We start from the raw sequence: 26,101 nt of genomic DNA, 5'->3' as shown, positions 1-26,101 counted from the left end.
CCTCCTCGAAACTGGCCGTGATGCCTGCGTGGTTCCTTCCGGTTAGGGCAGACTACAAGGCGTGGACAGTTTGTACGTATCCCCAGGGCCAGGCGCACCACGGGGCCTGACCGTGCCCGCGGGTGAGCTGCGCGAGCAGTTCTCGCACGCATCGGGACCCGGCGGTCAGGGTGTCAACACCACGGATTCTCGTGTCCAGCTGAGTCTTGACATCGCCACAACATCGGCACTGACGGACGAACAGCGAAGACTTGTCCTCGTCCGGCTCTCTACACGTTTATCTGGCACGGTCCTGACTGTCAACGCTGCTGAGCACCGGTCCCAGCGGCGAAACCGCACCGCGGCACGTGATCGCTTGGCTGAGCTTTTGCGCGAGGCTGTTGTTCCACCAGTCCCCCGGCGCCCGACCCGCCGCACCCGAGGGTCACACGGCCGCCGGCTTGAAAGAAAAAACCAGCGCTCCGAGGTCAAACAGAACCGCCGCCGTCCGCGTGTGGATTAGCTCTTTACAGCAGCGGGACAAAGCTGAAAGGGCCGTGTCTGGTGACTACGACGTCGTCCGGGCGCTTCTCCACACGCAGTAACTCACCGCGAACGGGTATCACCATGATTCCGTTCTGACGCATTTGCTCCATGAGCGACTCGGGTAGGTAGTCGGCTTCGGCGGAGACAAGAATACGGTCGAAGGGCGCTTCTTCACGCAGTCCCAGATTCCCCTGATTTCCTTGCCTTACCTCGATCCACGGCATGTCATAGGCGTCCAACACGGCGTTGGCCCGTCTCACGAGTTCGGGAAGTAACTCCACGCCCATCACGCGGCCGCGCTCTCCCACGATGTGGCCAAGCAGACCGGTAGACCACCCTGACCCCGCGCCCACGTCAAGGACCTTGTGTCCGGGGTGCACCTCGAGTAGGCGAAGCATGGCCTTTACTGTGCGCGGTTGCGAGTTCGTCTGAGCGAATCCAATAGGCAGAGCCTCGTCTACGCCAGCCAGGTGCCGCACCTCTTCAGGCAGGAAGTCGGCGCGATGAATGGTTGCCATCGCCTGATCGATACCGCCGGTCTTGCCTTTACGCCTCATGTCACCATGATGTGCCGTGAGCCTTAGCGTCAGGTGACTGCCGGTATGGAAACAGCCTTAGGCACCTATGCTGGAAGAACATAGCTGTGAGCTACTTGAGAACTGGAGAGCGGTCGCGTGAAGATTCTGCCCAAGCACTTTTCCAAGCGACCACCGGCTCAAGGTGCGACGGACGCGAGCGAGCTGGCACTAAATGAGGCTCCGGCGCTGGGCAGCTCACCAATCCTTCAGCAACGCTGGAGCGAGGTCGCGTTCCTGCATTGGAGGGTTGACCCCAGCCTCGTCACCCCATTCATGCCCGCAGGGTGCTCGCCTGACGTGATGGATGGTAGTTCCTGGGTGGGGCTCATTGGTTTTCAGATGTCCAAGAGCTCATTCTTCGGCAGCCCCAGCATCCCCTGGCTGGGTAACTTTCCCGAGGTCAATGTTCGTCTGTACTCCATTGATGAGAAGGGCCGGCGCGGCGTCGTTTTCCGCAGTCTTGAAGCTTCCCATCTGATCCCGGTGCTGATGGCCCGGGCGGCCTTCAGCCTGAGGTATCAGTGGGCCTCCATGAAGCTGGAGAAGCGCGGCGGCGATGTCGCGTACCTCACCAGGCGCCACGGCCAGGCTGATGCAGCTTCCCACTTCATTGTCAGGCCCAGCGAGGATACGACCGCGAACTTGACACTGGCCACGGACCCGCTCGCTACGTTTCTCACCGCTCGGTGGGGTTTTCACGAAAGCCACCGCGGCCGCACCATCTACTGCCGCAACCATCACGAACCGTGGCCGCTTCAGCACGCAGAGCTCGTACACCTCGAAGACGGGCTGCTGGCTGCCGCCGGTTTCGCCGGTATCACCGACCGCTCCCCCGACTCAGTGCTCTACGCACCTGCCGTGACAACGGTGTTTGGGGCGCCGCAGCGCCTGATGGGCTGACCTCAGTGCTGGGGCCTTCATCTCTCACTGACTTGGCACCCCCTTGCGACTGTCACACCGTGAGACTCCAACAGTCGGGACCAGAGCCGCCAGCAGCTAGAGCAACGAGCGTGAGCATCTCAAACATGCTCGCCTGACTCGAACGGCCGCTGAGAGCTTCCCGGAGCGCGGCGTCGGAACCGTTCAGGCAGAACTGGCGGCAGAGAGTTCCACCCGGGTCTTTTTGCAGCTTTCAACCGCTGGCTCGCTGGTGAGCACGACGACCTCGTAGAAGCCCCGTAGGTGGTGGGCTCACTGCTGACAAACTTGGGCGGCGAATGAACTGTGGGGCGCGATGATTCGAGGGGCAGCCACATCAGCGTTGTCGATAACCCAGGTAGCTCGTTCCCAGGGTTTTGCCGCCGCAAAGTAGAGTAGCTGGCCGTCGACATACCGGACCATCCGAGGATGTGAAGGATCGGATGGGGTACCGTCCCGCTGAGCCATGCGAAGGGCTGTCTCTGCGAAAGGAACGTCGAGAAACACAGATACTTCCCATACTGATGACAGCTCGTCACGGTGCAGGAAAATACCCTCGACGATGACGACCGCATTGTCTGGAGCCACAATCCACCGAGGCTTCAGCGGTTGTTCTGTCTCGACGTCGTATGTCCCGCCCAGCACATGACCATCGCCCGCCGGACTGAGTGGGGCAATAACACTCTGCTCGAATATCTCGTAGTTGTAGGAGTCCAACCAAAACCCCATTGGCGAACGCTGCCCGCGAGCGTGCCGGACGTGGCGAGGGTTATGAAAATCGTCGAGATGGATCAAGAGCACCGGACGCGACGGGTGAACACTCCGGTGAAGTCTTTCTGCAAACGTCGATTTTCCGCTGCCATCAACTCCATCGATCCCAATGAGAATGCGCTCATTCTTAGGCCGGTTGCAGATATGTTTAGCGAGCGACTCCACAAGCAAGTTCACAGTCATTGCGACATCTTCGGTGGATATTCCAGGGCACCCTCCTGGTGCCGAGCCACCGACCTTCCGGAAGTAAAAAGATAGCAACCTCTCATGGTCTGATGAGGCAGGGCTTGGACTCCCTACCAGTGGCGACCGGGAGAAGTAGCTATATCCACTATCCAAGACCAGGTACAACGGAGCGAGTGGTTCGTCCTGCGCAGCAAGCATGTCATCGGGGCGCTAATGCTCTCTCGGCACCAGTCTCAGTGCGGTTGGTAACGGTGGTAAACGGTCCCGTTTGTGAAGATGCGGTGCTCGACCAGGTGCAAGTCCAGGTGTGCGCCCTCAGGCAGAGCTCTCAGGCCGCCGCCTGTGACCAGTGGGACGGTGAAGAACCGGAAATCATTCACCAGCCCGGCTCTGATCGCTGCACTCGCCGTCGTCGGGCCGAAGATCTCGACTTCTCCCGATGCCTGCTCCACGATTTGCTCGAGTTGAGTCAGGCTGAGGTCGCGCACCAACCGGATCCGCTTTGCTCCCAGGTCCTCAGGCGTCAATGTGGAGGAAACCACCACCCTCTCCAGCTCTAGCCAGCGCCGTGCGAACTCATGCTCTGCATCACTCCAGGAGCCGTCGTCGGGTTCAGATTCCCAGTACTTCATCAGTAAGTACGTGTTGCGCCCGAGAATCTCCGTCGAGACTTCCTTCATACGGTCAACGTGGAAAGCGAACACGTCTTCGTAGGGAGCTGCCCACTGGAAGTCTCCATCTTCGTCGGCAACGAATCCGTCCAGCGAGATGGTTGCGGTGTAGCTCAGTGTCCCCATAGTCCGCCGTCCTCTCGATCAGTGGTACTTCGCCGCTGGCACCTGCTGAACGCAGACCCACCGAGCGGCGTTAGGCAGCAGCGAAGACGCCCAACCGGTTCCCGCTCGGGTCTGTGAACTCGAAGCGTCGTCCGCCAGGGAACGTGTAGGGTCCTTCCACGATCACTCCGCCCGCGCCCCGCACGGCTTCAACACTCGCATCCAGGTCCTCGGAGAAGAGCAACACGAGCGGACCATCTCCGCTAGACGTAAATGCAGGGTTCAGGCCGCCGATCTCGCCTTCTCCGTCAGGTGCTTTGATCCCGCTGTACGCCGGGCCGTAGTCGTTGAACTCCCATCCGAAAGCGGCTTCATAGAAGGCACGAGTTGAGACGAGGTCGGTGACTCCAAGCTCGACATAACTGATGGCGTGGTGCGCAGGCATGGGCATCGTGATAACTCCAGTGGCAGGAATCGTTCACTCAAGTATCCCTGCCGATCGCAGAGATGAGAAGAGCTCGACCAGACTCGCAGAGGAGGCTAGTCGTAGAGCGCTTAATCGGCCACCGAACGAATGATCTCAGCGATGCGTTTCTCGGTGACATCATCCACGTTTTCGAAGTACCACGCACTGGGCATCAGCCCTCCGTCTACTCCACCAGCAGGCCTGAAGGCTGGCTTCTCGGTGATCGAGAGGTTCATACGTTCGTCGTTGCGCAGGGTGACAAGTGCGGGGGTGCTCGCCGACCGCGCATAGGCGGGCATCCCGTACCAGATTCGCGGCTTCAGAGTGGGATCCGCAGTAACGATGATCTTGTGAACGCGATGCATGACCGACCGTTGCGGTTCGTTCATTTTAGAGATCTTTTCGATGACCTGCGTCAGATTTTTCTCGTCCTTTGACGACATTACATGTCCTTTCGTCAGCAGATGCTCAGGATCTGCGGAATGAAGTTGGCGCATCAGTGCGCCGCACCCCATCCGGACATGCCCTTCATTATCCAGGGCTCTCCGCAATGATTCACGCGATAGTCACGTGGAAGCGCAGTCGGTGGCTTAGACCACTGCCCACATAATACCTGAGGACGGAGGGTCGTTAAGCTTGCTTCATGGCGACAGTTATTCTCGTGCGGCACGGCCGCACCACCGCAAACGCTACTGGGGTGCTGGCCGGCAGGACCGTCGGTGTCAGCCTGGATGAGATCGGACGTGACCAAGCAGCTCTCACTGGAGACCGACTTGCGGCCGTTCCGCTGGTTGCGGTGGTGTCTAGCCCCCTGGAGCGTTGTCAGCAGACCGCCCAGCAGATCCTCGATCGTCAGCCGGGTAAGCCGTTCACCCCAGTGGATGCCGACCTCACCGAATGCGACTACGGCCAGTGGCAGGGCCGTAAGCTCACCGATCTAGCGACTGAGGACTTGTGGCCGCTAGTGCAGTCGCAACCATCGGCCGTCGTCTTCCCTGAGGGCGAATCTATGGCCGCGATGCAATCCCGAGCGGTGGCCGCGATTCGCCGGCACGACGCCGCTTTCGAGGCCGAGCATGGGCCTGAAGCCGTGTGGGTCGCCGTCAGTCACGGAGACATCATCAAGTCGATACTCGCCGACGCGCTCGGCATGCACCTTGACCTGTTCCAACGCATCAACGTGGGCCCCGCGTCCGTATCGATCGTGCGCTACGGCCCTGGCAGGCCCAGCGTCCACGCGACCAACACCGATGCAGGTGATCTTTCGTGGCTGTCGAAAGGCATCCAATCAGGTGATGCCCCTGTGGGTGGCGGCGCAGGGCACAAAGCGCAGTGACCCACCTGCGCCTAGAATATGTATATGCCTACACGTGTTCACGAGTTTGACTGGCCTGATCGGGCTGTCATTGGCACCATTGGCCCTCCAGGGTCGCGTACGTTCTACTTACAGGTGCGCTCAGGACAACGGGTGGTGAGCATTGCGCTCGAGAAGCAGCAGTCAGCTCTGCTCGCGGAGAAGATCGACGAAATCCTCGACCAGCTCATCACCGTCAAAGGGAACCCCTTCAGCGTTCCCACAAATACTCCCATTGAGCTGGTCGACAATGACGGGCTCGATGACGTTGCGGAGCATTTCCGCACCGGTGCCATGAGCCTTGGCTGGGACCCAACTGTGGCCCAGGTCGTGGTAGAGGCATACCCCATCTCGGACGCCGACGATGACGACGACGACGACGAATCGCATGATGCAGACAGCCCCGAGGAGACAGAAATGCTGGTGCTGCGAATGCCTGTAGGTACCGCCCGTGCATTCGCCAAGCGCACTCGCGAGGTGGTGGGCGCTGGGCGCCCGGCGTGCACACTGTGCGGTTATCCGATGGACGCAGACGGGCACACCTGCGCCTTTCCCGAGGACTGATGTCGGCGACGGACCTCGCGGCCGCCGAGCTGACTCTCACCGGCCGCATCAGGACAGCTTCTAACGCAACGTTTGTGGGGAACATCGGAGATGTGGCCGTGGTCTACAAGCCGATAGCCGGCGAAACTCCGCTATGGGACTTTCCCGACGGAAGCTTGGCGCACCGGGAGATGGCCGCCTACCTGGTCTCAGAAACCTTGGGCTGGGGCGTCGTTCCGCGCACCTGGCTGCGCGATGGTCCTTTGGGCGAAGGAATGGTGCAGCTCTGGCAGGAGCAGGACCCCAAACAGAACGCTGTGGACCTCGTCGCATCGGATCAGGTGCCGGAAGCGGGCTGGAAACACGTTCTCGAGGGACGGGACCAAAACGGACGGATGGTCACCCTCATCCATGAAGATTCACCACCGCTTCGACGCATGACCTTGTTCGACATCGTCGCGAACAACGCCGACCGCAAAGGCGACCACATTTTGGCCATGCCGGATGGTCACCGGCACGGCGTGGACCATGGGCTGACTTTCCACAGTGACTACAAGCTGCGCACGGTCCTTTGGGGGTGGCTAGACGAGGCTCTGACCCCCGGTGAGCTCGACGGCATTGATCGTCTCAGCGAAGGACTCAACGGTGACCTGGGGCGAGACCTTGAGGAACTGCTCAGCACAGAGGAAATCGAATCGCTCGCTGCTCGCTGCACTACGTTGCGCTTGGCAGAGCGCTTTCCTACTCCCGCCCCTGATACGTCAGCTGTTCCCTGGCCACTCTTCTGAGATGGTCACTGCCACGGGTATTCAGAAGGCCGTGCTGGGGAGGTCCTTCTCTCCATCGACGATCGCAGTGACGATCCGTGCCGCAACGTGATCCGGATCCAGCGGCTCTCCGAAACGCGGCGCTGAACCAGCGATCGGGTGCTCCGACAGTGATGTGCCGGTGTGGCCAGGACGGGCGTCCACGAGTCGGATGCCTGCGCGACGGTATTCGCGCGCCGCTGCGACAACGAAGGCAGCGAGCCCGGCTTTCGACGCCGAATATGCTGCCACTCCAGCGACAGGTGTCTCAGCGACGACGCCGCTCAGCGTCACCACGAAGGGCTCACGGCCGTCCTCTGCCGAGGTCGCGAGGTAGGGCTGGCTCTGACTGATGAGCTGAATCGCGCTGGTCGTGTTCACGGCGAACAGTTCATCGACCGTCGCTGCTTCAAGCTCGGAAGCAGGTCCGAAGGCGACGACCCCGGACGCAACCACAAGGCCGTCGAGACGTCCGTGCTCCGAATTCGTGGCTTCTAGCACCTGGCGAATCACAGAGGGTTCACGTAGGTCGTGCCCGGCCGACCTCGAGGACCGGGCAACAATTGCACCCTTACTCTCCAACTGATCGGCGATTCGCGAGCCGAGTCCGCCAGAAGCGCCGACTACCAGAACAACCGCACCCTGAAGATTCGTCATAGGTAAAGCGTAGATCACGTCCGGCAGTTAAAGCAGAACGAGTCGGTTCGTTGAGCAGGGGTCGTCTCGAAACTGGTTGAGCTAGACGTTGAACTTGAAGTCGACCATGTGCACGCACTACCCGGTGCCGGTCCGGCCCCTGCTGTGGAAGACTGCCGGCATGGAGTCCCCAACGCGCGACCACGACCTCGTCCTCTTTGGTGCGACCGGCTTTGTCGGGGAGCTCATTGCCGGATACCTTGCGCACCACGCTCCACCGGACCTGCGAGTGGGACTCGCGGGGAGGTCGAGGGTCAAGCTCGAAGCCGTACGGTCCAGACTGCCCGTCGCCGCTCATGACTGGGCCATCATTGAGGCCGATACGCAGCGCCCTGACTCGCTCGCAGCCATGGCCACGGGCACCAGAGTTCTCTTCACCACGGTGGGCCCCTACGCGAAATATGGGCTGCCGGTTGTCGAGGCGTGTGCCCGCGCCGGCACCCACTACGGGGACCTGACGGGAGAGGTGTCCTTTGTCCGTGAAGCGATAGACCGTTGGGATGCCCTTGCGAGGACTACAGGTGCACGGATCGTCCATGCGTGCGGATACGATTCCGTCCCCTCGGACCTCGCGGTGCTTCTTCTGCACCAGGCCGCGCAGGCTGATGGCGCGGGCGGACTGACCGAAGTGCAGCTCGTGGCCAGGGCGAAGGGCGGTTTCAGCGGCGGCACCATCGAGTCCATGCGTGGGCAGCTCGACGGTATCCGGACGGACCCTGTGCTGCGATCGCTTGCGGGCGATCCCTACTCCCTCAGTCCAGATCGGACGGCGGAGCCCGCGACCCAGCAGCCTCCAGATCTGGGTTGGGTCGGCCGTTCGGATGACGGCCCGTGGGCCGCGCCCTTCATCATGGCGTCTGTGAATACGCGGATCGTACGTCGCAGCAATGCCCTGCAGGGTTGGGCCTACGGTAGGTCTCTGCGGTACGGCGAAGTGATGGGTATGGGGCGAGGGCCGGTCGGTGCCGTCACCGCCGGGGCGACGGCGCTTGGCCTGCGGCTGTTCGGAGCCGCACTGGCTCTACCCTTAACGAGGAAATTACTGGGCCGTGTCCTTCCGTCGCCCGGTGCAGGCCCGAGCGAGGCCGCGCGGCGCTCAGGCTGGTTCCATTCCCAGGTGACTGCTTCCACGGAGAGCGGCCAGCGCTATCGGGCCATCGCAGCCGGACCCGGCGATCCGGGTTACGCCGCGACCGCCGTGATGGCCGGGGAGACAGCCCTCTCACTTGCCCTGGACGGCGACCGTCTGCCGCCCGCCACAGGATCGCTGACCCCGGCGACCGCCCTCGGTAACCTTCTCGTTGAGCGGCTGCGCGAGGCAGGTCATACCTATGAAATCACGTCTCTCGCCTGAGGCTGGAAGTGAGACACTGGTCGTGCTGTGCTCAGGGGCTGATGCTACACGTTGAACTTGAAGTCCACGACGTCGCCGTCCTTCATGATGTATTCCTTGCCCTCGAGGCGGACCTTACCCGCGGACTTAGCATCATTCATGGAACCTGCGGCCACCAGGTCCTCGAAGCTGACGATCTCCGCCTTGATGAATCCCCGCTGAAAGTCAGTATGGATCACCCCGGCTGCCTCAGGCGCGGTATCACCCTTATTGATGGTCCACGCCCGTGACTCTTTTGGCCCGGCAGTCAGATACGTCTGCAGCCCCAGGGTGCGGAAACCGACCCTGGCCAGCTGGTCCAAACCTGACTCATCCTGGCCGTTCATCTCCAGCATCTCGCGGGCTTCCTCTGCGGACAGCTCCACAAGGTCGGCCTCGAGCTTGGCATCCAGGAACACCGCATCAGCCGGCGCCACCAGCTCTGCCAGTTCCGCCTGCTTCTCCGCAGAGCCCAGCACACCGTCGTCGGCATTGAACACAAAGATTTGCGGCTTTGCGGTGAGCAGATTCAGTCCGCGCAGCTGGTCCATATCCAAAGACTTCGCCTCAGAGAACACCGTCCGGCCGTCCTCAAGCACCTTCTGCGCTTCCAAATAGGCATCCAGGGTGGCTTTCTCAGCCTTCTTCCCGGAGACCTGCTTCTCCAGCTTGGGGATCGCGTTCTCCAGGGTCTGCATATCCGCCAGAATCAGTTCAGTGTTGATGGTCTCCATGTCACTGGTGGGATCTACCTTGCCGTCAACATGGACCACATTCTCGTCCTCGAACACACGCACCACCTGGGCGATCGCGTGGGCTTCACGAATATTGGCCAGGAACTGGTTGCCCAATCCTTCGCCTTCAGACGCCCCCTTGACGATGCCTGCGATGTCCACGAAAGACACCGTCGCCGGCAGGATCTTGGCTGAGCCGAAGATCTCGGCCAGCTTATCCAGCCGCTCATCCGGTAGGTTCACCACACCCACATTGGGTTCAATGGTCGCGAACGGATAGTTCGCCGCCAGGATTGTCTGCCGGGTCAGTGCGTTAAAAAGGGTCGACTTGCCCACATTGGGGAGTCCCACGATGCCAATAGTCAGTGCCACGGTGGTCTAACTTACCGCGCCGAGGGGCATAAAAGCGATCACGACGACGCCGCGGCCTCTTCGGGCGCCCTTACTCAGGTCACTGCGAGCATCACCAGAGCAGCCAATCCAAGCCCGATGACGGCCATCGCCAGCGCTGCCACCGTGGCCAGCGCAGGCGGATAGTGTTCCTGGTTGATTCCCTTCACTGCGGCCCCGAGCCGACGCCGCTGACTCAGGGAGATACCGGCAGCAACGAGCCCCGCACCGCAGAAAAGCCCGAGCACCGCAACACCGTGATAGGGCGCCCAACGCAGCATAAAGCCCGCGACGACCAGCAGCAGCAGCGCGGTCCTTGTCCAGGACAGCAGCGTCCGTTCTGGCTGCACCCCGGGGTCCTGGTGGGTTAGAGCTGCGGCGGCCATCAGTTAGCCCTGCACAAGAGCGATGATCAGCACCACGGAGATCATGGCCGCACCCACTCCAAGCAGCGGGGCAATCAGCGGCAGCGGCAGCGGGCGCTTATGTCTCAGGCTGCGTTCGATCCTCAGCCACCTGGTAAACGCTCCTGCAGCTAACAGGGCGCCCAACACCAGGAGCACCGCTGCCAACGCCGTGCGCACCTGGGGTTCAAAGACCTGCTGGGTCAGCGCCTCGACCGCCACCCCTCCGGCGAGCAGCGCCAGTGAGGTGCGGATCCAGGACAGGAACGTGCGCTCATTGGCCAAGGTGAAGCGCGGATCCGGCTCGGTGCCGCCTCCAAGAATGCGCCCCCGAAGACCCTGGGGTGGAACGTCAGGCGACACGGGCACTCAGCCGATCGCTACGGATTCGGTGGCCGCAGGGTTGAGCAGCTCGGGTGAGAGGTTGATCAGCCGCAGACGGCACAGGTCTGTGATCTGCTCATCGGTGAGGCTGCTGATCAGGGCCGCTTCGGCGTCGTCGTCCCTCTCATCCCCCAGTCCCCCCTTGGGCAGTGAGGATGAGACGGGGCCACGGTGCAGGGGAATGTCGATCACACTGACCGCTGCGGGGGTCAGCGGAATGAACTGGTGGCGGTCGATGAGCTTCAGACCCTCGAAGAGCACCCGCAGGGCTGCCCCATGGGACACAGCCACGGCGGTGCGCACATCGAAGCTCAGATCCGTCGAGGGAGTGGGCTGGACGGCAGCTGTTGTCCGCACAATGTCGAAGAAGGCGCCGCGCATGCGGGTGACCAGCTCGTGGTACGACTCACCATCAGCCGGGGTGAAGCGTCCTGCACGCCAACCTTCGAACTGATCCGGGAACTGGTCTCTGATCTCAGCGGCGTAACCACCTTCCCATTCGCCGAGGTTCTGCTCAGCAAGATCGGACCTGACCGCGGGCTCCAGATCCAGTCCGAACTGCGCGAAGGTCTGATGAGTGCGGACGAGGGAGGACACATACGCCTGCTGAGGGTGCTGAGCCCTGACAAAACCGCCGGTGATCCGCGCCTGCTGAACCCCTGATTCGGCCAGCGGAATGTCCGAACGGCCCTGCAGCCGGTGGGTCTTGTTCCAGTCGGTCTCTCCGTGCCGGACCAGCACAATGCGGATCATTCATACTCCCTAGGCGGTGTTGATGGGTCTGCCCACAGCCTATTCCATGGTCCAGCACCGTGCCGGGGTGCCTCGTGCGGTCCGCAGAGGTGTCAGAGGTTGTCCACCATGATCTCCGCCAGCTCGACGAACTCCTCTTCACTGGATTCCACGCCGTTGAGGTACAGCTGGAGAACGGTCTCGCCGGAGCGCAGCCACAGGCTCTGACTCTCTGGATCGAACGCAGCCTCATCGGTGTTCGTCACATCGGTGGGCTCACCGCTGGTGATACTTTCGAACAGTTCCTCGCCGGGAAGTTCGCCGCTGCTGATGCTCAGAACATGGGCTCCCCGGTGGTCAGCCTCCGGGTGGGACCACATGCATGATTCGATCTCGCTGCTCTCTCCGGCGGACGCACCGGCGCTCACCGGCTCCCCCGTCACCGCTTCGATGTCGTCCGGACTCAGCAGAGCACACACGCCGTCTCCTTCGGCTTCTGGGTCGCCGACCAGCGTCTCCTCCTGCTCGGGCGCCTCAGTCTCGAGATCGTTGGGGTCAATGGTCTCGATCTGCGGCTCATCATCAGAAGTGCAGGCGGCCAGGAAAGCCACCAGCGCAGCAGTGCTCACCAGGGGCAACACCGACGTCGTAGTGCTTGGTCCAGACATTGCGGTTCATCTCCGTCAGTCGGTCGTGCACGGGCGCACATCGGTCAGGCCCACAACGTAGGCAAGGACTCTGCCCAGTCACAGGGCTTGCGCTGAAAACACGCTGAATGCCACACGGTGCGCACGCGGCGTCGACCTGCGAAAGCCCGTAAGCTGAGCGCATGAACCTGAGCGATTCGCCTGCGGAACATCCGGTCACCTTATCGGGAGTTCTGCTGAGCACTCCGGTCTTCAATGTGGCCGAGGAGCGGTTCCGCTTCGGTGAGTCGGGCGAGGAGCTCACTCGGGTATTCATCACCCACCCGGGGGCGGTCGCCGTGGTGGCAGTAGACGCCGAGGATCGCGTCCTGCTGATCAAACAGTACCGTCACCCGGTGCGCATGGACCTGTGGGAGATCCCAGCCGGGCTTCTAGACGTCGAAGGTGAGCCGATGCTCACGGCGGCCCAGCGGGAACTGGCGGAAGAGACTGATCTCACCGCGGCCAGTTGGCACACGCTGGTGGACTTCTACACCACCCCTGGCGCGCAGAATGAAGCCATTCGTGTGTATCTGGCTGAAGGGCTCACCGAACTGCCGCACGCTGAACGTCACGTCCGCGAGGCTGAAGAGGCTGAGATGGAGTTCGCGTGGGTCGATCTTGCCGACGCGGTGGAGGCGGCACTTAGCGGACACCTGCACAATCCATCGGCGATCATCGGGATCCTGGCCCTGTATGCGGTCCGCAGCGGTTCCGGGCGGCTCCGTGACGCTGAAGCCTGCTGGGATCACCACCCGCGAGGCCTCTCTCCGGCCTAGCGGACTGTGGGCGCGACGCCGCTCACGCGGACTTCTTTGTGCCGCCTGACTTCTTGCCAGAGGTCTTTCGGCGATCGTCGACGGACTTCTTCAGAGCTTCCATAAGATCCACCACATTGCCGTCTCCGTCGTCGTCATCCTCCGTCTCCCCGAAGGTCGCATCCGTGTCAATCTCCTCTCCGGATTCGAGCTTCTCGTCGATCAGCGTCTGCAGCTGCTCCTGATACTCATCGGTGAATCGCTCAGGTTCGAAGTCCTCGCTGTAGGACTCCACGAGTGAGGAGGCCATGTCCTGCTCCTTCTTGGACACTTTCGAGGCGGGAATGTCGAACTCCGGTTCGCGCAGCTCATCGGCCCAGCGAAGGCCCTGGAGCACGATCACGTCACCGCGGACTCGCAGCACACCGAGACGCGTCTTGGACCGCAGAGTGAAGGTCACTACTGCTGAACGGTCCGCAGCGTCCAGGGTGCGCCGCAGGAGCACATAGGCTTTGGCGTTCTTGCCGGCCGGTTCCAGATAGTAGGACTTGTCCATCACCATGGAGTCGATCTGATCGGCGGGGACGAACTGCTCCACTGCGATCTCTTTGGACTCATCGGCCGGCAGGTCGTCGAGCTCATCTTTGGTGATGACCACCGACTTCTCGCCGTCCTCGAAGGCCCGGTCGATGTTCTTGTAGTCAACGGCCTTATCGCAGACTTCACACCGGCGCTGGTAGCGGATGCGGCCGCCGTCGGCGTCATGCACCTGGTGCAGGCTCACATCATGACTCTTGGTCGCCGAGTAGAGCTTCACCGGCACGGACACCAGCCCGAAGCTCACTTCTCCAGTCCAAATGGCGCGCATGGGGTTGATCACCTGTCCTCACGAGTTCGGTCGGTACACCTCAGGTGGACATCTAATCATCAGGGCCTTGGTGAAGCCTGAGGTATACCGCACTGTCGAGATGTTTCGACCGCGGTTCCGCGGGAAGCCCTCGGGGTGCGTATCCTGACAGGTGCCGTTGCTCGACGCCGAACAGGAGACTTTTTATGGCCGAGGACTCACTTTCGATCAACACTCAGACTGTCGGAGACTCTGGGGAGATCGTCGCATTCCTGCCTGGACTGTTCGGCCAGGGCCGGAACTTTACGCAGATCGCCAAAGGCCTGCAGTCCGAATTCCAATCACTCCTGGTGGACCTGCCGAATCACGGTGCTTCGGACTGGACGGAGGACTTCGACTATGTGAGCCAGGCCGACGTGGTGGCTGAGCACCTGCGCAGCACGGTGGCCAGTGACGGCCCGATCAACTTGGTGGGCCACTCCATGGGAGGAAAGGTGGCCATGGTGCTGGCCCTGCGCCACCCCGAGCTGGTCAGCCGGCTCGTCGTGGTGGACATTTCCCCGGTGAAGCGTGAATCCATGGAAGAGTTCGAACACCTTCTGGACAGCCTCGCTGCGCTGGACCTTGAGGAGCTCAATTCCCGAGGTGAGGCCGATAAGCAGCTGCTGGACCCGATCCCAGAGAACATGGTGCGCGGCTTCCTGCTCCAGAGTCTTGCCCGCACCAGTGATGGATTCCGGTGGAAGGTCAACCTGAAGCTGCTGCGCGAGTCCCTTCCGACCATCGCCGGGTTCCCCGACTTCGAAGACACGACGTACGAGGGCCCGGTCCTCTGGATTGCCGGCGAAAAGTCCGACTACATCAAAGATGAGTACGGCTCCACCATGCGGGAACTGTTTCCGCGCGCCACCCTGACCACCATCAATAACGCCGGTCACTGGGTCCACGCCGAAAAGGCCGAGGTCTTCACCAATGTGCTCCGCGGGTTCCTCACCGGAGCCGAGGCCCGCAACCCCTGAGAAGTGAGAACAGGCGTATGCAGTCTACGGATCAGCGACGACGCTGATAGCGCCAGATAGCGTGATCCAGCGTCGAGAGACCCTTCCAGTGGTCTTTGTTGTACTTCTTGAATATCTCAGTGAGCAGACCATGGGCCGTTCTGGCGTCGACCTTGTCTAAGTTTTCGGCGCCCAGAGCGTCGTTGACGAAACGCCGGACCATAGTGTCAGCCTTGATACCTGGCTTGCCCAAGAGCATGAGGAAGTACTCGAACGTTATCCAGCCGAGTCCATGGACATCTGTGTACGCGCGCTTTGCGTCGTCCACGTTGCTGTCGGTCACATGGGCAGCCTGATTCAACCCGATGTTCGACAGCGCCTGAGCGGCTTCAATCACTGCCACACTTTTCGCTCTTCCGCCCGTCTGTGTGGCCCCCATGATGCCGGTAATTTCGGACTCACCCAACTCCACGAGTGCCTTCAAGTCGTCACGCCGATCCTCATGTGTTCTTCTGAAGGACTCGACCCGGCCCAGGACGCCTTTACCAGGCGTCGGTGACTCGTACCGAGCCCGTATTGAGAAGACGGCATCCACCAGTGCTGTGGAGATTTCACCCGGCCAGCCCACGCGGCCGTCCTGGAAGTCCGACTCGTCAATTTCGTCCAATGCAGCGAGAACCGCTTGGTGCTGTTGTGAGTTCACGTCTCATCCTTCCGTAGAGGTATGTGTCGTGTATCACTCTAGCTCCAGGTACGGACACTAGATTCGCCGGATGCCTCTGTCACGAGTCCGTTTGCTTCAAGAAACCTCGGCCCAGCGGAAAAATTCATGGGCCTCGATGACGGGCTTTCCCCAGTTGTGGGCGTTCTGAGCCTTACGCGACTGCGTGCCAAGCTCCGCCACCACCAATACATCGCACTTAGTCTTGGTCACGTTGTTCGCCGGCAGGAGTCCCCGCTGCTCAGCCAGAGCATGCATTGCCTCCCGGGACCACTCCCGGCCATCGGGCCCCATGGTGGTGCCGGTGAAGCACACTCGTGTTCCTGCACGAAAGACCTCCCCGACTGGCACATGTGCGTCGTCCTGCTCCGGCAGGATCTGCTCACCCAGCACCTGTTCAACGCCCCGGAGCCGCGCCCCAAATACCGCCGGCACACGGACTCTCTCAACCGCGGTGCGCAGCTGATCTGCCAGCAGAGGGCGTGCAGCCTCGTGCCATTCATCATCTCCCACCTGAGGAGCGGCCGCAGACTCCGGTCCCACCAGAACGGCGCCGACGGCGCGGGAGAGGTCCAGCAGCGCCGCCAGACCGGGCAGATGTTCAAAGGTCGGACTCGGCGTCGCAGCATCCCGAGTCAGCAGATAACCCTCGCCCCCCTGCTCAGCATCAGGCTCGTCGAACGCCGTTGCGGACAGCACGTCCGCACGGCCTGAATCAAAACTGTCCAGGGCGGCACGGGCGGCGTCGAGCGCTGAAGCAAAATCCCGGGGTGACGCACCACCGACCTCGATCCCGAAAGCCAACGGGACCACATGCCCCAAACGCTTCAGCTCGAAGTCCAGCAGCCCAAGCGTACGGTCGATACCCGGCCCCACCGGTGTGCACCCCGCTACTGCGTGACCGATCAGTCCCCACGCCTCGGCCAGCGTCGGCGCCAGGAGAACGTCCGCCGCGGAGACTCCATAGGCAGTTCGCGCATCGGCCAGGTCACGCTGCGGGTTCACCAGGGTGCTGATCGCCGTGCCGTCCTCGAACGCGACCGCGATCTCCACTGGCCGGGGCCGGTCGCGCATCCCCTCGTGCCCGACTGTCAGCGCCGCCACAGCACAGAACCGGTGCGCGGTGCCCTCCGCAGTGGTCCGGCGCAGGAACCTCAGGATCCGCCGGTCGGTCTTCATGTCCTTGGGCAGCACCGGGCGGGTGAGGACCAGGCCCTCCCATGAGGTGGCCCGGCTGAGCGCCACGTAGAGCTGTCCCGGTGCGAACGTCCCACCCCGGAGGTCCACAATGAGCCGGTCCAGGGTTTGGCCCTGAGATTTGTGGATGGTGATGGCCCAGGCAAGCTTGAACGGCAGCTGGGTGAAGGACCCCACCACCCGATGAGTCATCCCTCCGGCGTCAGCCACGGGCTGGGTGACCTCCCACCGGGCCGGCGTCACCGTCACCATGCCGCCGTCGCGGACCTCCACCTGCACGCTCATCTCACCGCTGTCAGTCCGGCCGACGGCGGCCACCTTGCCCAGGGTGCCGTTGACCCACCGGTCCAGCGGGTCGTTGGTGAGCAGCATGATCTGCGCTCCCACTTTGAACACCAGCTCGCTGGCCGTAGGTGGTTCGAAACCCTCGGTGTCACCGGTGAGCTGCGCGTAACTGCGGTGTTCGGCGGCGTCGAGCCTCTCCAACCGCTGGCGATTGCGGGCATTGGCGATCCTATTGGTGGTGGCCAGGGTCAGCCAGAACTCACCCTCGGCAGGCTCAAAGTCTGGGTCCACACGGGTGTTGAGCTCCTCCCGGGCAGAGTTCAACAGCACACCTTCACGGGAGGCGTTGAGGATGGAGGTGAGCCGCTGGTCACCCTGCTGCCGGAACACCTGAGTCAGCGCGACAGTCGGAAAGTCCTCCTCCAGATACTGCGCCGCGGAGAAGAAGTAGGGGGTGTCATAGGTGGTTTCGAAGATCTGCTGGTCGTATTCGGGCACCACCGGCGGCAGCTGCAGCAGGTCCCCCACCAGCACAAGCTGCACTCCCCCGTAGGCCCGCCCCGGACGTGGTCCGAACCTCTCCAGCGCCGCGACAATCTGATCGAACAGGTCCGCCCGCACCATGGATGCCTCATCAATGATGAGCGTCTGCAGGTTCCGTAGCGTCTCCGCGAAGCGACCCGGGTAGTAGCGTCCCCCGCGGATGTCGCTAATGGTCGTATTCGGGTGCAGGCTGAACAGCCGGTGGATGGTGTACCCGTCCACATTGAGTGCCGCAATGCCGGTGGGAGCGGTGACGACGACGCTGCGCTGCGTCTCGGACATGAACTGGCGGATCAGCGTGGACTTGCCGGTGCCGGCCTTACCGGTGAGGAAGAGGTTCTTCCCGCCATGGAGCACCTCCAGGGCGTGGGTGAACTCTTCAGTCCTGACGATTGTCACGCGCCTTGCCTCCCCTCACGTCACCTCACTGTATCGGCCGGCAGCCAACGGGCGCCTCCAGCAGACGACGGTGACGACCACACCGAGGGCCGCGACGACCACCAGCACCAGCGAGACTGCTGGCATCCCAATAGCCGCACCAAGGATTCCGGCGAGAGGATAGGTGATCAGGAAGCACGCGTGGGAGAGGGAGAACTGAGCTGCGAACACCGCTGGTCGGTTCTGCTCGGTGCTGCCCCGGCGCAGCAGCCGTGCCGAGGGGGTCAGCACAGCTGAGGTCGCCGCTCCCAACAGCACCCAGATGGCCAGCAGCGCGGCCCACTGTAGGGTGCCCTGGTCCCAGGTCATGAGCCCTGGGGCCGCCAGCAGCAGAACCGGCAGCGCCACACCGCCGGTGAGCATGACCAGCCGGTCCGGCAACGACTTCAGAAGCATCGGGGTGAGCAGGGCCACCAACATGGACCCACCCCCGTAGGCACCGAGCATCAGCGCCACATCCGTTTCTGGCCGGCCGAGGTCACCCTGAACCAGGACCACGGTGTTCACGATCACCATCGCGGTGGTGGCCGCCACCACCAGGTTCAGTCCCATCAGACCCCGCAGCTCAGCGCTGGACCAAAAGACTCGTACGCCCCGGGTCAGCCGCTCCAAGAACGGGGTTGGCGGCGATACCTCGACCCCGGGGAAGCGAGAGACGCTCACCAGCACCGCTGAGACGAGGAAGCCGACCACGGTGCCCACGAACAGGTTCTGGTAGCTGATCACAGTCAGCAGGGCGGCCGCGATCATGGGGCTGAGCAGGGATTCCAGGTCGTAGGCCAGGCGGGACAGCGAGAGCGCCCGGGTGTAGTCGTCCTCATCAGGAAGGACCGAGGGGATGACCGCCTGGAACGTCGGCGTGAAGGTCGCCGAGGCAGACTGCAGCAGGAAGATCAGAATGTAGATCTGCCACGCCTCAGTGACGAACGGCAGGGAGAGCGCCACTCCTGCGCGGACCAGATCGGCGCCGATGAGCACCGGTTTGCGCGGAATCCTGACCAGCAGCGCCGCGGCCACCGGAGCGACCGCGACATAGGCGATCATTTTGATGCTCATGGCGACACCCAGGACGATCCCGGCGTCGCCGCCGGCGATGTCGAAGGCGAGCAGGCCCAGCGCCACGGTGAGAATCCCAGTGCCGAGCAGAGCGATGACCTGCGCGCTGAAGAGCTTCGCGTAGGTGGGGTTGCGGAGAATACCGATCATAAGACCATTCTCCGGTGAATCGTGCCCGCAGGCGTCAGCTACCGCCGAGTCCAGCAAACTCTCAGACACATCCCCCAACAATGGGACCATGGCACCGAAGCAGCAGACCGTGACCGTGGCGGGCCGGAAGCTGAAGCTCACCAACCTCGACAAGGTCCTCTACCCGGAATCCGGGACCACCAAAGCGGAGGTCATCGAGTACTTCCAGACCGTGGCCACCGCGATGCTGCCGCATGTGCGCCGACGCGCAGTGACCCGCAAGCGCTGGCCGGACGGCCCCGGAACCGCCGACAAGCCGAAGGACGCCTTCTTCCGGAAGAACTTGGAAGACTCCGCTCCTGCGTGGGTGCCGCGACTGGGAATGCAGCATTCCGACCACGTCAACGTCTACCCGCTGGCCGAAGATGAAGCGGTGCTCGCCTGGTTCGGCCAAGTCGCCGCCTTGGAACTGCACGTGCCGCAGTGGCGCTTCGACGCCGACGTCGCCCCGTTCATCCCCCAGGATCAGGACGGCGAGCCGCCGGTGGCTGAGCGCCGCAACCCCGACCGGCTGGTGCTGGATCTGGACCCCGGCCCGGGCACCGATGTGACCGACTGCGCGCAGGTGGCCCACTGGTGCCGTGAGATCCTCGACGATACGGGCCTGCCCAGTGTGCCGGTGACCTCCGGATCCAAGGGCATCCACCTCTATGCGGCGCTGGACGGAAGCTACACCTCGGATCAGGTCTCGGAGGTGGCCAAGGAACTGGCGCGCTCACTGGAGGCCGATCACCCCAAGGAAGTGGTCAGCCAGATGAAGAAGACCGCCCGGCGCGGCAAGGTGTTCATCGACTGGTCGCAGAACAGTGCCAACAAGACCACGGTCGCGCCCTATTCGCTGCGCGGCAGGCCCCAGCCCTGGGTGGCGGCCCCGCGCACCTGGGAGGAGCTGGACGACCCCGAGCTCGGCCAGCTGACCTTCCGCGAGGTGATGGAGCGCCTGGCCGATGGCATCGACCCACTGGCGGACTTCGCACGCTATACCGAGCACGACGACGCCGACTGCCCCGCAGTGGCGAAGCCTGAGTCGAAGAAGGCTCAGGAGAAGACCAAAGACATTGAGGACGCGCTGACCAAGTACCGGTCCATGCGCGACGCCACCAAGACCCCTGAGCCGGTGCCTGAGGCCTCCCCTGCCGCCCGCGACGACGATCCGATCTTCGTGATTCAGGAGCATCACGCCACCGCGCTGCACTACGACACCCGGCTGGAGCGCGACGGCGTGCTCGTCTCCTGGGCGGTGCCGAAGGGGCCGCCGCTGTCTCAGGGGGATCAGCGCCTGGCGGTCATGACCGAGGACCACCCGTTGGAGTACGCGGAGTTCGAAGGCACTATCCCGAAAAACGAGTACGGCGGCGGCGAAGTCTCCATCTGGGATTCGGGCACCGTGGAGATCGAAAAATGGGAGAAGAAGAAAGTGGTCTTCGTCCTCCACGGTCAGCCTGACGGCGGCCTCGGCGGAAAGCCCCGCCGCTACGCGCTGGTGCAGACGGACAAGAAGGGCAAGGACTGGCTGATCCGACTGATGAAGGACCAGCCGAAGCAGTCCGCAAAGCAGCAGGCCGAGCCTTCACCGATGCCTGACCCGTTGCCCTCCCCCATGTTGGCCACTGTGGGAGAGCCGAAGGACCTACATGGCGATGACTGGGTCTTCGAAGCCAAATGGGATGGTTACCGAATCCTCTCGGCAGTGCACAACGCGGGTGAGCAGAGCAGTGCGGTGGGGCTTCGCAGTCGCAATGGCAAGGACTACACGACTGTCTTCCCGGAACTGTCCGAACTGGCCGATCTGGTTCCCGATGGCACAGTCCTCGACGGAGAGGTCGTGGCTCTGAACTCTTCACACAGACCCGACTTTGGACTGCTCCAGCGACGAGGGAGGCTGACCAAGAACCGCGAGATCGAACGGGCCGCTGCTCGGATCCCAGTACATTACATGGTCTTCGACATCCTTCACACCGCGGAACACGGTGACCTCACTGACCTCCCCTACACCGAGCGTCGCGAAATTCTCCGTAAGTTCGTGAAGTCTGGAAAGCAGGTCCAAGTTCCCGATAATCTCGGCGTGAAGCTCAACAATGCCATGGAGGTGAGCGAGGAACTCAAGCTAGAAGGCGTTCTCGCCAAGCGTGCTCACAGCACGTACAAGCCGGGCAAGCGCTCTGATGACTGGATTAAGCTCAAACACGACAACCACGCCGACGTCGTCATCATAGGCTGGCGCCAGGGAAAGGGTGGTCGGGCACGGACCTTCGGCTCACTGCTTCTGGCAGTGGAGAACGAGGACGGTCACCTCATCTACGCCGGCCGCGTCGGTACTGGTTTCAGCGATGCCGACCTCTCCGAGCTGCGTGGCAAGCTCGAGAAAGTAACCCGCAAAACTCCGCCGATCGACGACGTTCCCACTAAAGATGCCTCCGACGCCACCTGGGTGACGCCGAAACTCCGCGCTGAAGTGAAGCACGCAGGCCTGACCCGAGACCATCGGCTCCGTCACCCCACGTGGCGAAAGCTCCTCTAGCGCTCTGAATAGCTACCGCGGGCAAGGTCCAGCGAGCCTAAGCACCTCAGATTTCTTCTGAACTTCGCTGCGTTTGGAGCACGAAGAGTTCACCAAATGCACAGTGTCGGAGGATTTCACACAGGTGCAGGGAGATCATTTCAAGTTTGCCTCGCTTTAGTCGCATCGACCCGCTGCTCGACACCAGCTCGTCGTGAAGGTCTAGTATCCGGTCGATCGCAGGTCCTTCTGCAAGGTCTGCCACGCGCGGAACCACACCAACATCACTCTGGTTGACTGAAAAATGCTGGGCACGCTGCGCCATCACGGACAGTTTGCGCCGCAGCGTGGCACCTTTCCGATCAGGAGCAGAAACACCGTGCGTAACGTTGAACATCACCTCGATCGCTCTGAGCAGGATCAGAGCGCGTCCCTCCGCGCTCATATGCCCGCTGAAGGCCGTGTCGCCGATCAGGCGGCGAGCTGACGGAAATTGCCGCCGGAAGCCGAACCATGGTTGAAGAAGTTCATGAAACTGACTGGAAATTGCGGGAGCACCCTCATACCCATGCCACACACTCGCTTCGCCCAGCCCGGGCAACGCCGCTTGTTCCCAGGAGTTGATGCTGGAGTTTTCTCCCTGAACGGCGGTGCATGAAATGCTTGTTTCTTGGATCCGTGCAGGCGGTGATCCGCAGATCAAAGCAAGTTCAATAACCGCTAAAGCAAGGGCCTTGATGTGACTCCTTGAAAGAGGGCGTGCCGCAGAAATCGTGATGAGCACTTGGTCCGATTTACGGGAGTTTGTCCTGGACTCAGGTGCAAGATGCTCTAAGGAAATAGTGATGCACTCGCTTGGAAGCGGGGAATCCTTCGGCAGGACATCAGAGAACCGTGCCGAGCCTCCGAGCCACATGTTATGGCCTTGTGCAAGCACCTTGGGGCTGGGAAGCGCCAACCGAAACGACACCTCATCAGCTCGATCTTTACTTATTTTAATTACTGAACTCATATCTACTAAAACACCACATACTTATTCTTACGTTGAACCGTAGAAATTAATATTTATTAACAGTACGGATTAGGATTTTATTCTGACGTACAGACCCACCAGGACTCTTTATGAAAGCCGAGTCAACCTCACGCCAAACCTGTTGCCGAAGTGTCAGTGACAGCAGCTGCGAGAGATAACTGAGTCTGTGCACCACCAGAGCTAACGGTGTGGCTGAAGATCACGTGGGATCCAGACGGGCTCGAAATATGTCTTTTGGTTCGCCGTCAACTCTGCGCAGTCGTGGTCACGTTAGTTTCACTTGTCATCTTTGAATCAGGTCGCTCCCTACCACGAAACATGCACAATGGTGCATATATCCGGGTTTAAATATTCAATTTAAACTTCCTGCCCGGATGATAGCGCCTCGGGTGACAAAAATCAGGTCCTAGTTATGCAATCAAAGCTTCTTGGGGCAGTGTCTAACGGGCGATTGACTTTCACCATGTCGGGACGCTTCTTCAGGGATCGAAGCCGAGGACTCGCTCACGCCTCGGTGATATCTACCTCGGCCTTGTCTGCTCGGCCAGCTGCCCAAAGTGTGAGTTCTTCAGGTGCCCCGTGAACCATCACGAGTGGGGCAGTTGCTGGTCCCCGCGTCGTCGCACCGTATCCAGGGCTGAAGAAGGAGATTCGGCGGTTTTGTTTGCGCGCGGCCATGGGAAAGAAGCTCATCGATGACTGCTTCCACAGTCGCTTGCGCAGTTCTTCCGACACGTCGCGGCGTTGATGGGGATCGAAATCATGCTGGGCGCGAAGGACATCCTCAGTGTGGATGTAGAACTCGGCGCTGTTCATAGCGTCATTGACTGGCTCAATGGTCTGCGGGAAGTACGAGGGCGGGCCAATCGACACCCGATCAACAAGGTATTCGTACCCCTCGGCTTTCAGACTCGCGATGGCGTTCCTCGCTTTGGCGCCCACAACCGGGAGCCCCTGCCCCACCAGCAGGTCCGGGCGTGAATCCCGAATCACAATATGTACGGCGAGATCTTCAGCTGCCCACCCTTCACACAGGGTAGGTGCATCGGGTGCCACTGCGCGCAGGGCGCTGGCCAGGGCTTTGCGCTGTTCGGAGGCTGTTGAGCTCATAGCCCCAGTGTAGGGTCGGGACCACCAGTTGGGTACTGAAAGGAAAACTACCTTGACGCAGCAGGATCGAATAGCAACTAAACAGGACTCCACGTTCAAGCAGGTTGTGGCGCTTGTGCTCTTCGTCGGAATTCCCCAAGCCGCCGGATTCATCGGGAGTCTGCTGACTGCCGAAGAGACTGACGGGTGGTACGCAGAGGCAGACAAGGCCGCATGGACACCCCCGGATTCCGTTTTCGGACCAGTCTGGACGGTTCTCTACATCAGCATGGGTATCGCTGCCTGGTTGGTCTGGCGCAAACGCCACACTGTCAACGCCAGGCCAGCGCTCACAGTCTTCGTGGTTCAGTTGGTGCTCAACAGCATTTGGTCACCGCTGTTCTTCGGTGGCTATCCGCTCATCGGCACTGCCGCATTGTGGGCGGCCATGGTGCTGATCATTGTGCTCATCGTGGCCATCTCTGTGACCATTTGGCGATTCTGGCCCATCTCGCCGATAGCTGGGGCGCTCCTGCTGCCCTATTTGGCGTGGACGCTCTACGCCTCCACACTGAACCTCTACATTGCCGTCATGAACTGAGTGGCTTCTTCAATCCTGATCGTACGACTAGCTCGTGGAGGGCTGCCAGAACAGCGACAAGCAGCGCGCCGGCCAGCGTGAAGCCAACTCGCTGGATATCGGCAGTCAACACATCGGAGCCATCCACATTAAAGAGCACCACAGCAATTGTGAGCGCGAAAGCGTAGACCGCGTAGTTCGCCTTTCGGACCAGGAGCACGAGTGCGATCACAAGCGCGGCGACTGCGACAGCTGTTATAAGTATCTGCTGAGACGCGATGGCGGTCCCCACCACTGCCGCGATGGCACCACCGGTCACAGTACCTACGGAGCGACTCACCACCCGGCTTCGCGTGTCAGATAGTCCAGGGCGTACGATCACCAGGATCGTGAGCAGTAGCCACCCGCCCGTGGCTTCGGCGAACCAGGTTGAGGCCACAAATGCCGCCACACCCAGCAGAACGGAAAGCGCCAGCCCGTAGTGCATTGCCACGTTTCTGCCCAGCGGTTTCGCCGAAAGAGTGGGCAGATGCGACTTCAGTAACGCCCCAATGGCCACCGCCCACAGGCCGCCCACGAGCACCATGGAGACCGGGATCGCCACTTGGCCAAGCTGGCCAGAAGCCCAATCGACGCCAGTCAATACCAAAGGCGGTGCTATGAGAGTCAGCGAGCACCAGATACATGCCTGAACTGCGATCGCTGTCCACCCTTTCATCGCACACCATCCGAGTACCAGACCTGCGGCAGCCATCAACAGTGAACTGGCCCAAGGCCAAGGGCCAGCCAGCTCGGACAGAGCAATAAACATGCCAGTCGCTGCCACCGTGTACAGACCGAGACGGATTCCGTACATCGATGCGATGAACCCCGGCACAGCACCAGCCACAACGAACGTCACGGCCGGAGCGAACGGTGTAAATGACACAGCAACGGCTGGAAGGGCGATCACCAGGATGAGGGCGATGACAAAGACCCCTGGACGGACCGCATGAGCGAAACGAGACAAGTGCCGTCTGCGGCGGGGCTGCCCCTTACTGGTGAAGGCCATACCCATCCCCCGCCATCCGGTGCTTGTGAAATCACTCTGCGATGAACCTCACTGTATCTCCGAACGTGGGGCTGCTCAATGATCACGGCTTGAGCCAACACCGGTGGCCGCTCACAGGGTCTCGACGGGTCGGGGTCGTGTCTGTGGTGGCGGATAAAATTGTGGGTATGGAAGGTCAGTTGGATGCTCACTTTCAGGCACCGGTTTCAGCGCCGGTTCCGGTGTCGTTGCGGCACTTGGTGCAGGTGCCTGAGTTGGTGTCTGCGTGGGAGGCCCAAGTGGCGGCTCGGCGTGCTGAGGCTGTGAAGATCCGGCACCTGGTGGATTACCTTGACCGGCGCTCAGCGGAGTGTGTTGGTGAGACAGCGATCGGTCGTGCTGAGGCACGCAAAGCTGCGGTCCGTGATGCGGCAGTGGTCCTGGGTGCCAGTGAGCGCACCACCACCATGGTGCTCAACGTCGCCGGTTTCGCTAGGGAGTCTTTACCCCAGATGT

At 61.7% G+C, this 26,101-nt stretch carries 29 protein-coding genes; 11 read left to right on the top strand and 18 right to left on the bottom strand.

Annotated features, from left to right (window positions below):
• The first annotated feature begins 61 nt into the window (after window positions 1-61).
• Window positions 62-502, top strand: coding sequence for an alternative ribosome rescue aminoacyl-tRNA hydrolase ArfB (gene arfB / locus FEF26_RS04175; protein WP_138252290.1), 441 nt, complete (start codon window positions 62-64; stop codon window positions 500-502).
• Window positions 503-506: 4 nt separating this feature from the next.
• Here the strand turns inward: arfB and FEF26_RS04170 are convergent, their stop codons facing one another.
• Window positions 507-1,082, bottom strand: a complete 576-nt coding sequence (locus FEF26_RS04170; protein ID WP_138252289.1) for a protein-L-isoaspartate O-methyltransferase family protein — start codon at window positions 1,080-1,082, stop codon at window positions 507-509.
• A gap of 183 nt (window positions 1,083-1,265) precedes the next feature.
• On the opposite strand from FEF26_RS04170, the gene FEF26_RS04165 reads away from it, so the two are divergent.
• Window positions 1,266-2,003 (top strand): YqjF family protein, encoded by a 738-nt coding sequence (locus FEF26_RS04165; protein WP_138252358.1) that lies wholly within the window; start codon window positions 1,266-1,268, stop codon window positions 2,001-2,003.
• 291 nt (window positions 2,004-2,294) lie between these two features.
• Here FEF26_RS04165 and FEF26_RS04160 read toward each other — a convergent pair whose 3' ends face one another.
• The 4 genes from FEF26_RS04160 to FEF26_RS04145 form a co-directional block, all read right to left on the bottom strand.
• The gene (locus FEF26_RS04160; RefSeq protein ID WP_208012838.1) at window positions 2,295-2,750 is read right to left on the bottom strand and encodes a nucleoside/nucleotide kinase family protein; all 456 of its coding nucleotides are present in this window, start codon (window positions 2,748-2,750) and stop codon (window positions 2,295-2,297) included.
• Window positions 2,751-3,211: 461 nt separating this feature from the next.
• Complete coding sequence (locus FEF26_RS04155; protein WP_138252287.1) at window positions 3,212-3,775, bottom strand: dihydrofolate reductase family protein; 564 nt, start codon at window positions 3,773-3,775, stop codon at window positions 3,212-3,214.
• Window positions 3,776-3,845: 70 nt separating this feature from the next.
• Window positions 3,846-4,199: a VOC family protein gene (locus FEF26_RS04150; protein WP_243730406.1), complete on the bottom strand. Its 354-nt coding sequence runs from the start codon at window positions 4,197-4,199 to the stop codon at window positions 3,846-3,848.
• A 110-nt stretch (window positions 4,200-4,309) separates the two neighbouring features.
• Window positions 4,310-4,663, bottom strand: coding sequence for a DUF1801 domain-containing protein (locus FEF26_RS04145; RefSeq protein WP_138252285.1), 354 nt, complete (start codon window positions 4,661-4,663; stop codon window positions 4,310-4,312).
• 200 nt (window positions 4,664-4,863) lie between these two features.
• Here FEF26_RS04145 and FEF26_RS04140 point away from each other — a divergent pair, with 200 nt between their 5' ends.
• From FEF26_RS04140 to FEF26_RS04130, 3 genes are read left to right on the top strand one after another with little or no spacing between them, the layout of a single operon-like run.
• The gene (locus FEF26_RS04140) at window positions 4,864-5,556 is read left to right on the top strand and encodes a histidine phosphatase family protein (RefSeq protein ID WP_138252284.1); all 693 of its coding nucleotides are present in this window, start codon (window positions 4,864-4,866) and stop codon (window positions 5,554-5,556) included.
• 24 nt (window positions 5,557-5,580) lie between these two features.
• Window positions 5,581-6,138 carry a DUF3090 domain-containing protein gene (locus FEF26_RS04135; RefSeq protein ID WP_138252283.1) on the top strand — a complete coding sequence of 186 codons (558 nt, stop codon included), beginning with the start codon at window positions 5,581-5,583 and terminating at the stop codon, window positions 6,136-6,138.
• On the top strand, window positions 6,138-6,905 hold the full coding sequence (locus FEF26_RS04130) for an SCO1664 family protein (RefSeq protein ID WP_138252282.1): 768 nt from the start codon (window positions 6,138-6,140) through the stop codon (window positions 6,903-6,905). Before FEF26_RS04135 ends, FEF26_RS04130 begins: the two co-directional genes overlap by 1 nt.
• A gap of 21 nt (window positions 6,906-6,926) precedes the next feature.
• Here the strand turns inward: FEF26_RS04130 and FEF26_RS04125 are convergent, their stop codons facing one another.
• On the bottom strand, window positions 6,927-7,580 hold the full coding sequence (locus FEF26_RS04125; RefSeq protein ID WP_138252281.1) for an SDR family NAD(P)-dependent oxidoreductase: 654 nt from the start codon (window positions 7,578-7,580) through the stop codon (window positions 6,927-6,929).
• A gap of 160 nt (window positions 7,581-7,740) precedes the next feature.
• Between FEF26_RS04125 and FEF26_RS04120 the strand changes: the two genes are divergently transcribed.
• On the top strand, window positions 7,741-8,973 hold the full coding sequence (locus tag FEF26_RS04120; RefSeq protein WP_138252280.1) for a saccharopine dehydrogenase family protein: 1,233 nt from the start codon (window positions 7,741-7,743) through the stop codon (window positions 8,971-8,973).
• Window positions 8,974-9,017: 44 nt separating this feature from the next.
• Here FEF26_RS04120 and ychF read toward each other — a convergent pair whose 3' ends face one another.
• The 5 genes from ychF to FEF26_RS04095 form a co-directional block, all read right to left on the bottom strand.
• Entirely contained in the window at window positions 9,018-10,097 is a 1,080-nt protein-coding gene (gene ychF / locus FEF26_RS04115; protein ID WP_138252279.1) for a redox-regulated ATPase YchF, read from the bottom strand.
• A gap of 74 nt (window positions 10,098-10,171) precedes the next feature.
• On the bottom strand, window positions 10,172-10,501 hold the full coding sequence (locus FEF26_RS04110; protein WP_138252278.1) for a DUF202 domain-containing protein: 330 nt from the start codon (window positions 10,499-10,501) through the stop codon (window positions 10,172-10,174).
• 3 nt (window positions 10,502-10,504) lie between these two features.
• Complete coding sequence (locus tag FEF26_RS04105; RefSeq protein ID WP_243730405.1) at window positions 10,505-10,882, bottom strand: YidH family protein; 378 nt, start codon at window positions 10,880-10,882, stop codon at window positions 10,505-10,507.
• A 6-nt stretch (window positions 10,883-10,888) separates the two neighbouring features.
• Window positions 10,889-11,656 carry a histidine phosphatase family protein gene (locus FEF26_RS04100; protein ID WP_138252276.1) on the bottom strand — a complete coding sequence of 256 codons (768 nt, stop codon included), beginning with the start codon at window positions 11,654-11,656 and terminating at the stop codon, window positions 10,889-10,891.
• A 92-nt stretch (window positions 11,657-11,748) separates the two neighbouring features.
• Window positions 11,749-12,303, bottom strand: coding sequence for a hypothetical protein (locus FEF26_RS04095; protein ID WP_138252275.1), 555 nt, complete (start codon window positions 12,301-12,303; stop codon window positions 11,749-11,751).
• Window positions 12,304-12,464: 161 nt separating this feature from the next.
• Here FEF26_RS04095 and FEF26_RS04090 point away from each other — a divergent pair, with 161 nt between their 5' ends.
• A complete protein-coding gene (locus tag FEF26_RS04090; protein ID WP_138252274.1) occupies window positions 12,465-13,100 on the top strand; it encodes an NUDIX domain-containing protein in 636 nt (211 codons plus the stop codon).
• 22 nt (window positions 13,101-13,122) lie between these two features.
• Here the strand turns inward: FEF26_RS04090 and ku are convergent, their stop codons facing one another.
• Complete coding sequence (gene ku, locus FEF26_RS04085) at window positions 13,123-13,947, bottom strand: non-homologous end joining protein Ku (RefSeq protein WP_138252273.1); 825 nt, start codon at window positions 13,945-13,947, stop codon at window positions 13,123-13,125.
• A 185-nt stretch (window positions 13,948-14,132) separates the two neighbouring features.
• On the opposite strand from ku, the gene FEF26_RS04080 reads away from it, so the two are divergent.
• Window positions 14,133-14,945, top strand: a complete 813-nt coding sequence (locus tag FEF26_RS04080) for an alpha/beta fold hydrolase (RefSeq protein WP_138252272.1) — start codon at window positions 14,133-14,135, stop codon at window positions 14,943-14,945.
• Between the two features lie 31 nt (window positions 14,946-14,976).
• On the opposite strand, the gene FEF26_RS04075 is transcribed toward FEF26_RS04080, so the two are convergent.
• The 3 genes from FEF26_RS04075 to FEF26_RS04065 form a co-directional block, all read right to left on the bottom strand.
• On the bottom strand, window positions 14,977-15,627 hold the full coding sequence (locus FEF26_RS04075) for a hypothetical protein (RefSeq protein ID WP_138252271.1): 651 nt from the start codon (window positions 15,625-15,627) through the stop codon (window positions 14,977-14,979).
• Between the two features lie 96 nt (window positions 15,628-15,723).
• Window positions 15,724-18,069 (bottom strand): AAA family ATPase, encoded by a 2,346-nt coding sequence (locus tag FEF26_RS04070; protein WP_208012837.1) that lies wholly within the window; start codon window positions 18,067-18,069, stop codon window positions 15,724-15,726.
• A gap of 15 nt (window positions 18,070-18,084) precedes the next feature.
• Entirely contained in the window at window positions 18,085-19,314 is a 1,230-nt protein-coding gene (locus FEF26_RS04065) for an MFS transporter (protein WP_138252270.1), read from the bottom strand.
• 88 nt (window positions 19,315-19,402) lie between these two features.
• Here FEF26_RS04065 and FEF26_RS04060 point away from each other — a divergent pair, with 88 nt between their 5' ends.
• A complete protein-coding gene (locus FEF26_RS04060) occupies window positions 19,403-21,874 on the top strand; it encodes an ATP-dependent DNA ligase (RefSeq protein WP_138252269.1) in 2,472 nt (823 codons plus the stop codon).
• Between the two features lie 46 nt (window positions 21,875-21,920).
• Here FEF26_RS04060 and FEF26_RS04055 read toward each other — a convergent pair whose 3' ends face one another.
• Both FEF26_RS04055 and FEF26_RS04050 read right to left on the bottom strand, forming a co-directional pair.
• A complete protein-coding gene (locus FEF26_RS04055) occupies window positions 21,921-22,865 on the bottom strand; it encodes a hypothetical protein (RefSeq protein WP_138252268.1) in 945 nt (314 codons plus the stop codon).
• A 525-nt stretch (window positions 22,866-23,390) separates the two neighbouring features.
• A complete protein-coding gene (locus tag FEF26_RS04050; RefSeq protein ID WP_166432909.1) occupies window positions 23,391-23,996 on the bottom strand; it encodes a TIGR03085 family metal-binding protein in 606 nt (201 codons plus the stop codon).
• A gap of 52 nt (window positions 23,997-24,048) precedes the next feature.
• On the opposite strand from FEF26_RS04050, the gene FEF26_RS04045 reads away from it, so the two are divergent.
• Window positions 24,049-24,576, top strand: a complete 528-nt coding sequence (locus FEF26_RS04045; protein WP_138252266.1) for a TspO/MBR family protein — start codon at window positions 24,049-24,051, stop codon at window positions 24,574-24,576.
• On the opposite strand, the gene FEF26_RS04040 is transcribed toward FEF26_RS04045, so the two are convergent.
• Window positions 24,566-25,606: an FUSC family protein gene (locus tag FEF26_RS04040; protein WP_166432908.1), complete on the bottom strand. Its 1,041-nt coding sequence runs from the start codon at window positions 25,604-25,606 to the stop codon at window positions 24,566-24,568. The genes FEF26_RS04045 and FEF26_RS04040 overlap by 11 nt on opposite strands.
• Before the next feature lie 41 nt (window positions 25,607-25,647).
• Between FEF26_RS04040 and FEF26_RS04035 the strand changes: the two genes are divergently transcribed.
• Window positions 25,648-26,101, top strand: a 454-nt coding sequence (locus FEF26_RS04035) for a hypothetical protein (protein ID WP_138252264.1), incomplete at its 3' end; no start/stop codon positions are given.

The organism is Nesterenkonia salmonea (assembly GCF_005771525.1).
Classification (GTDB): Bacteria; Actinomycetota; Actinomycetes; order Actinomycetales; family Micrococcaceae; genus Nesterenkonia; species Nesterenkonia salmonea.
This window is presented reverse-complemented; position numbering and strand designations above follow the sequence as displayed.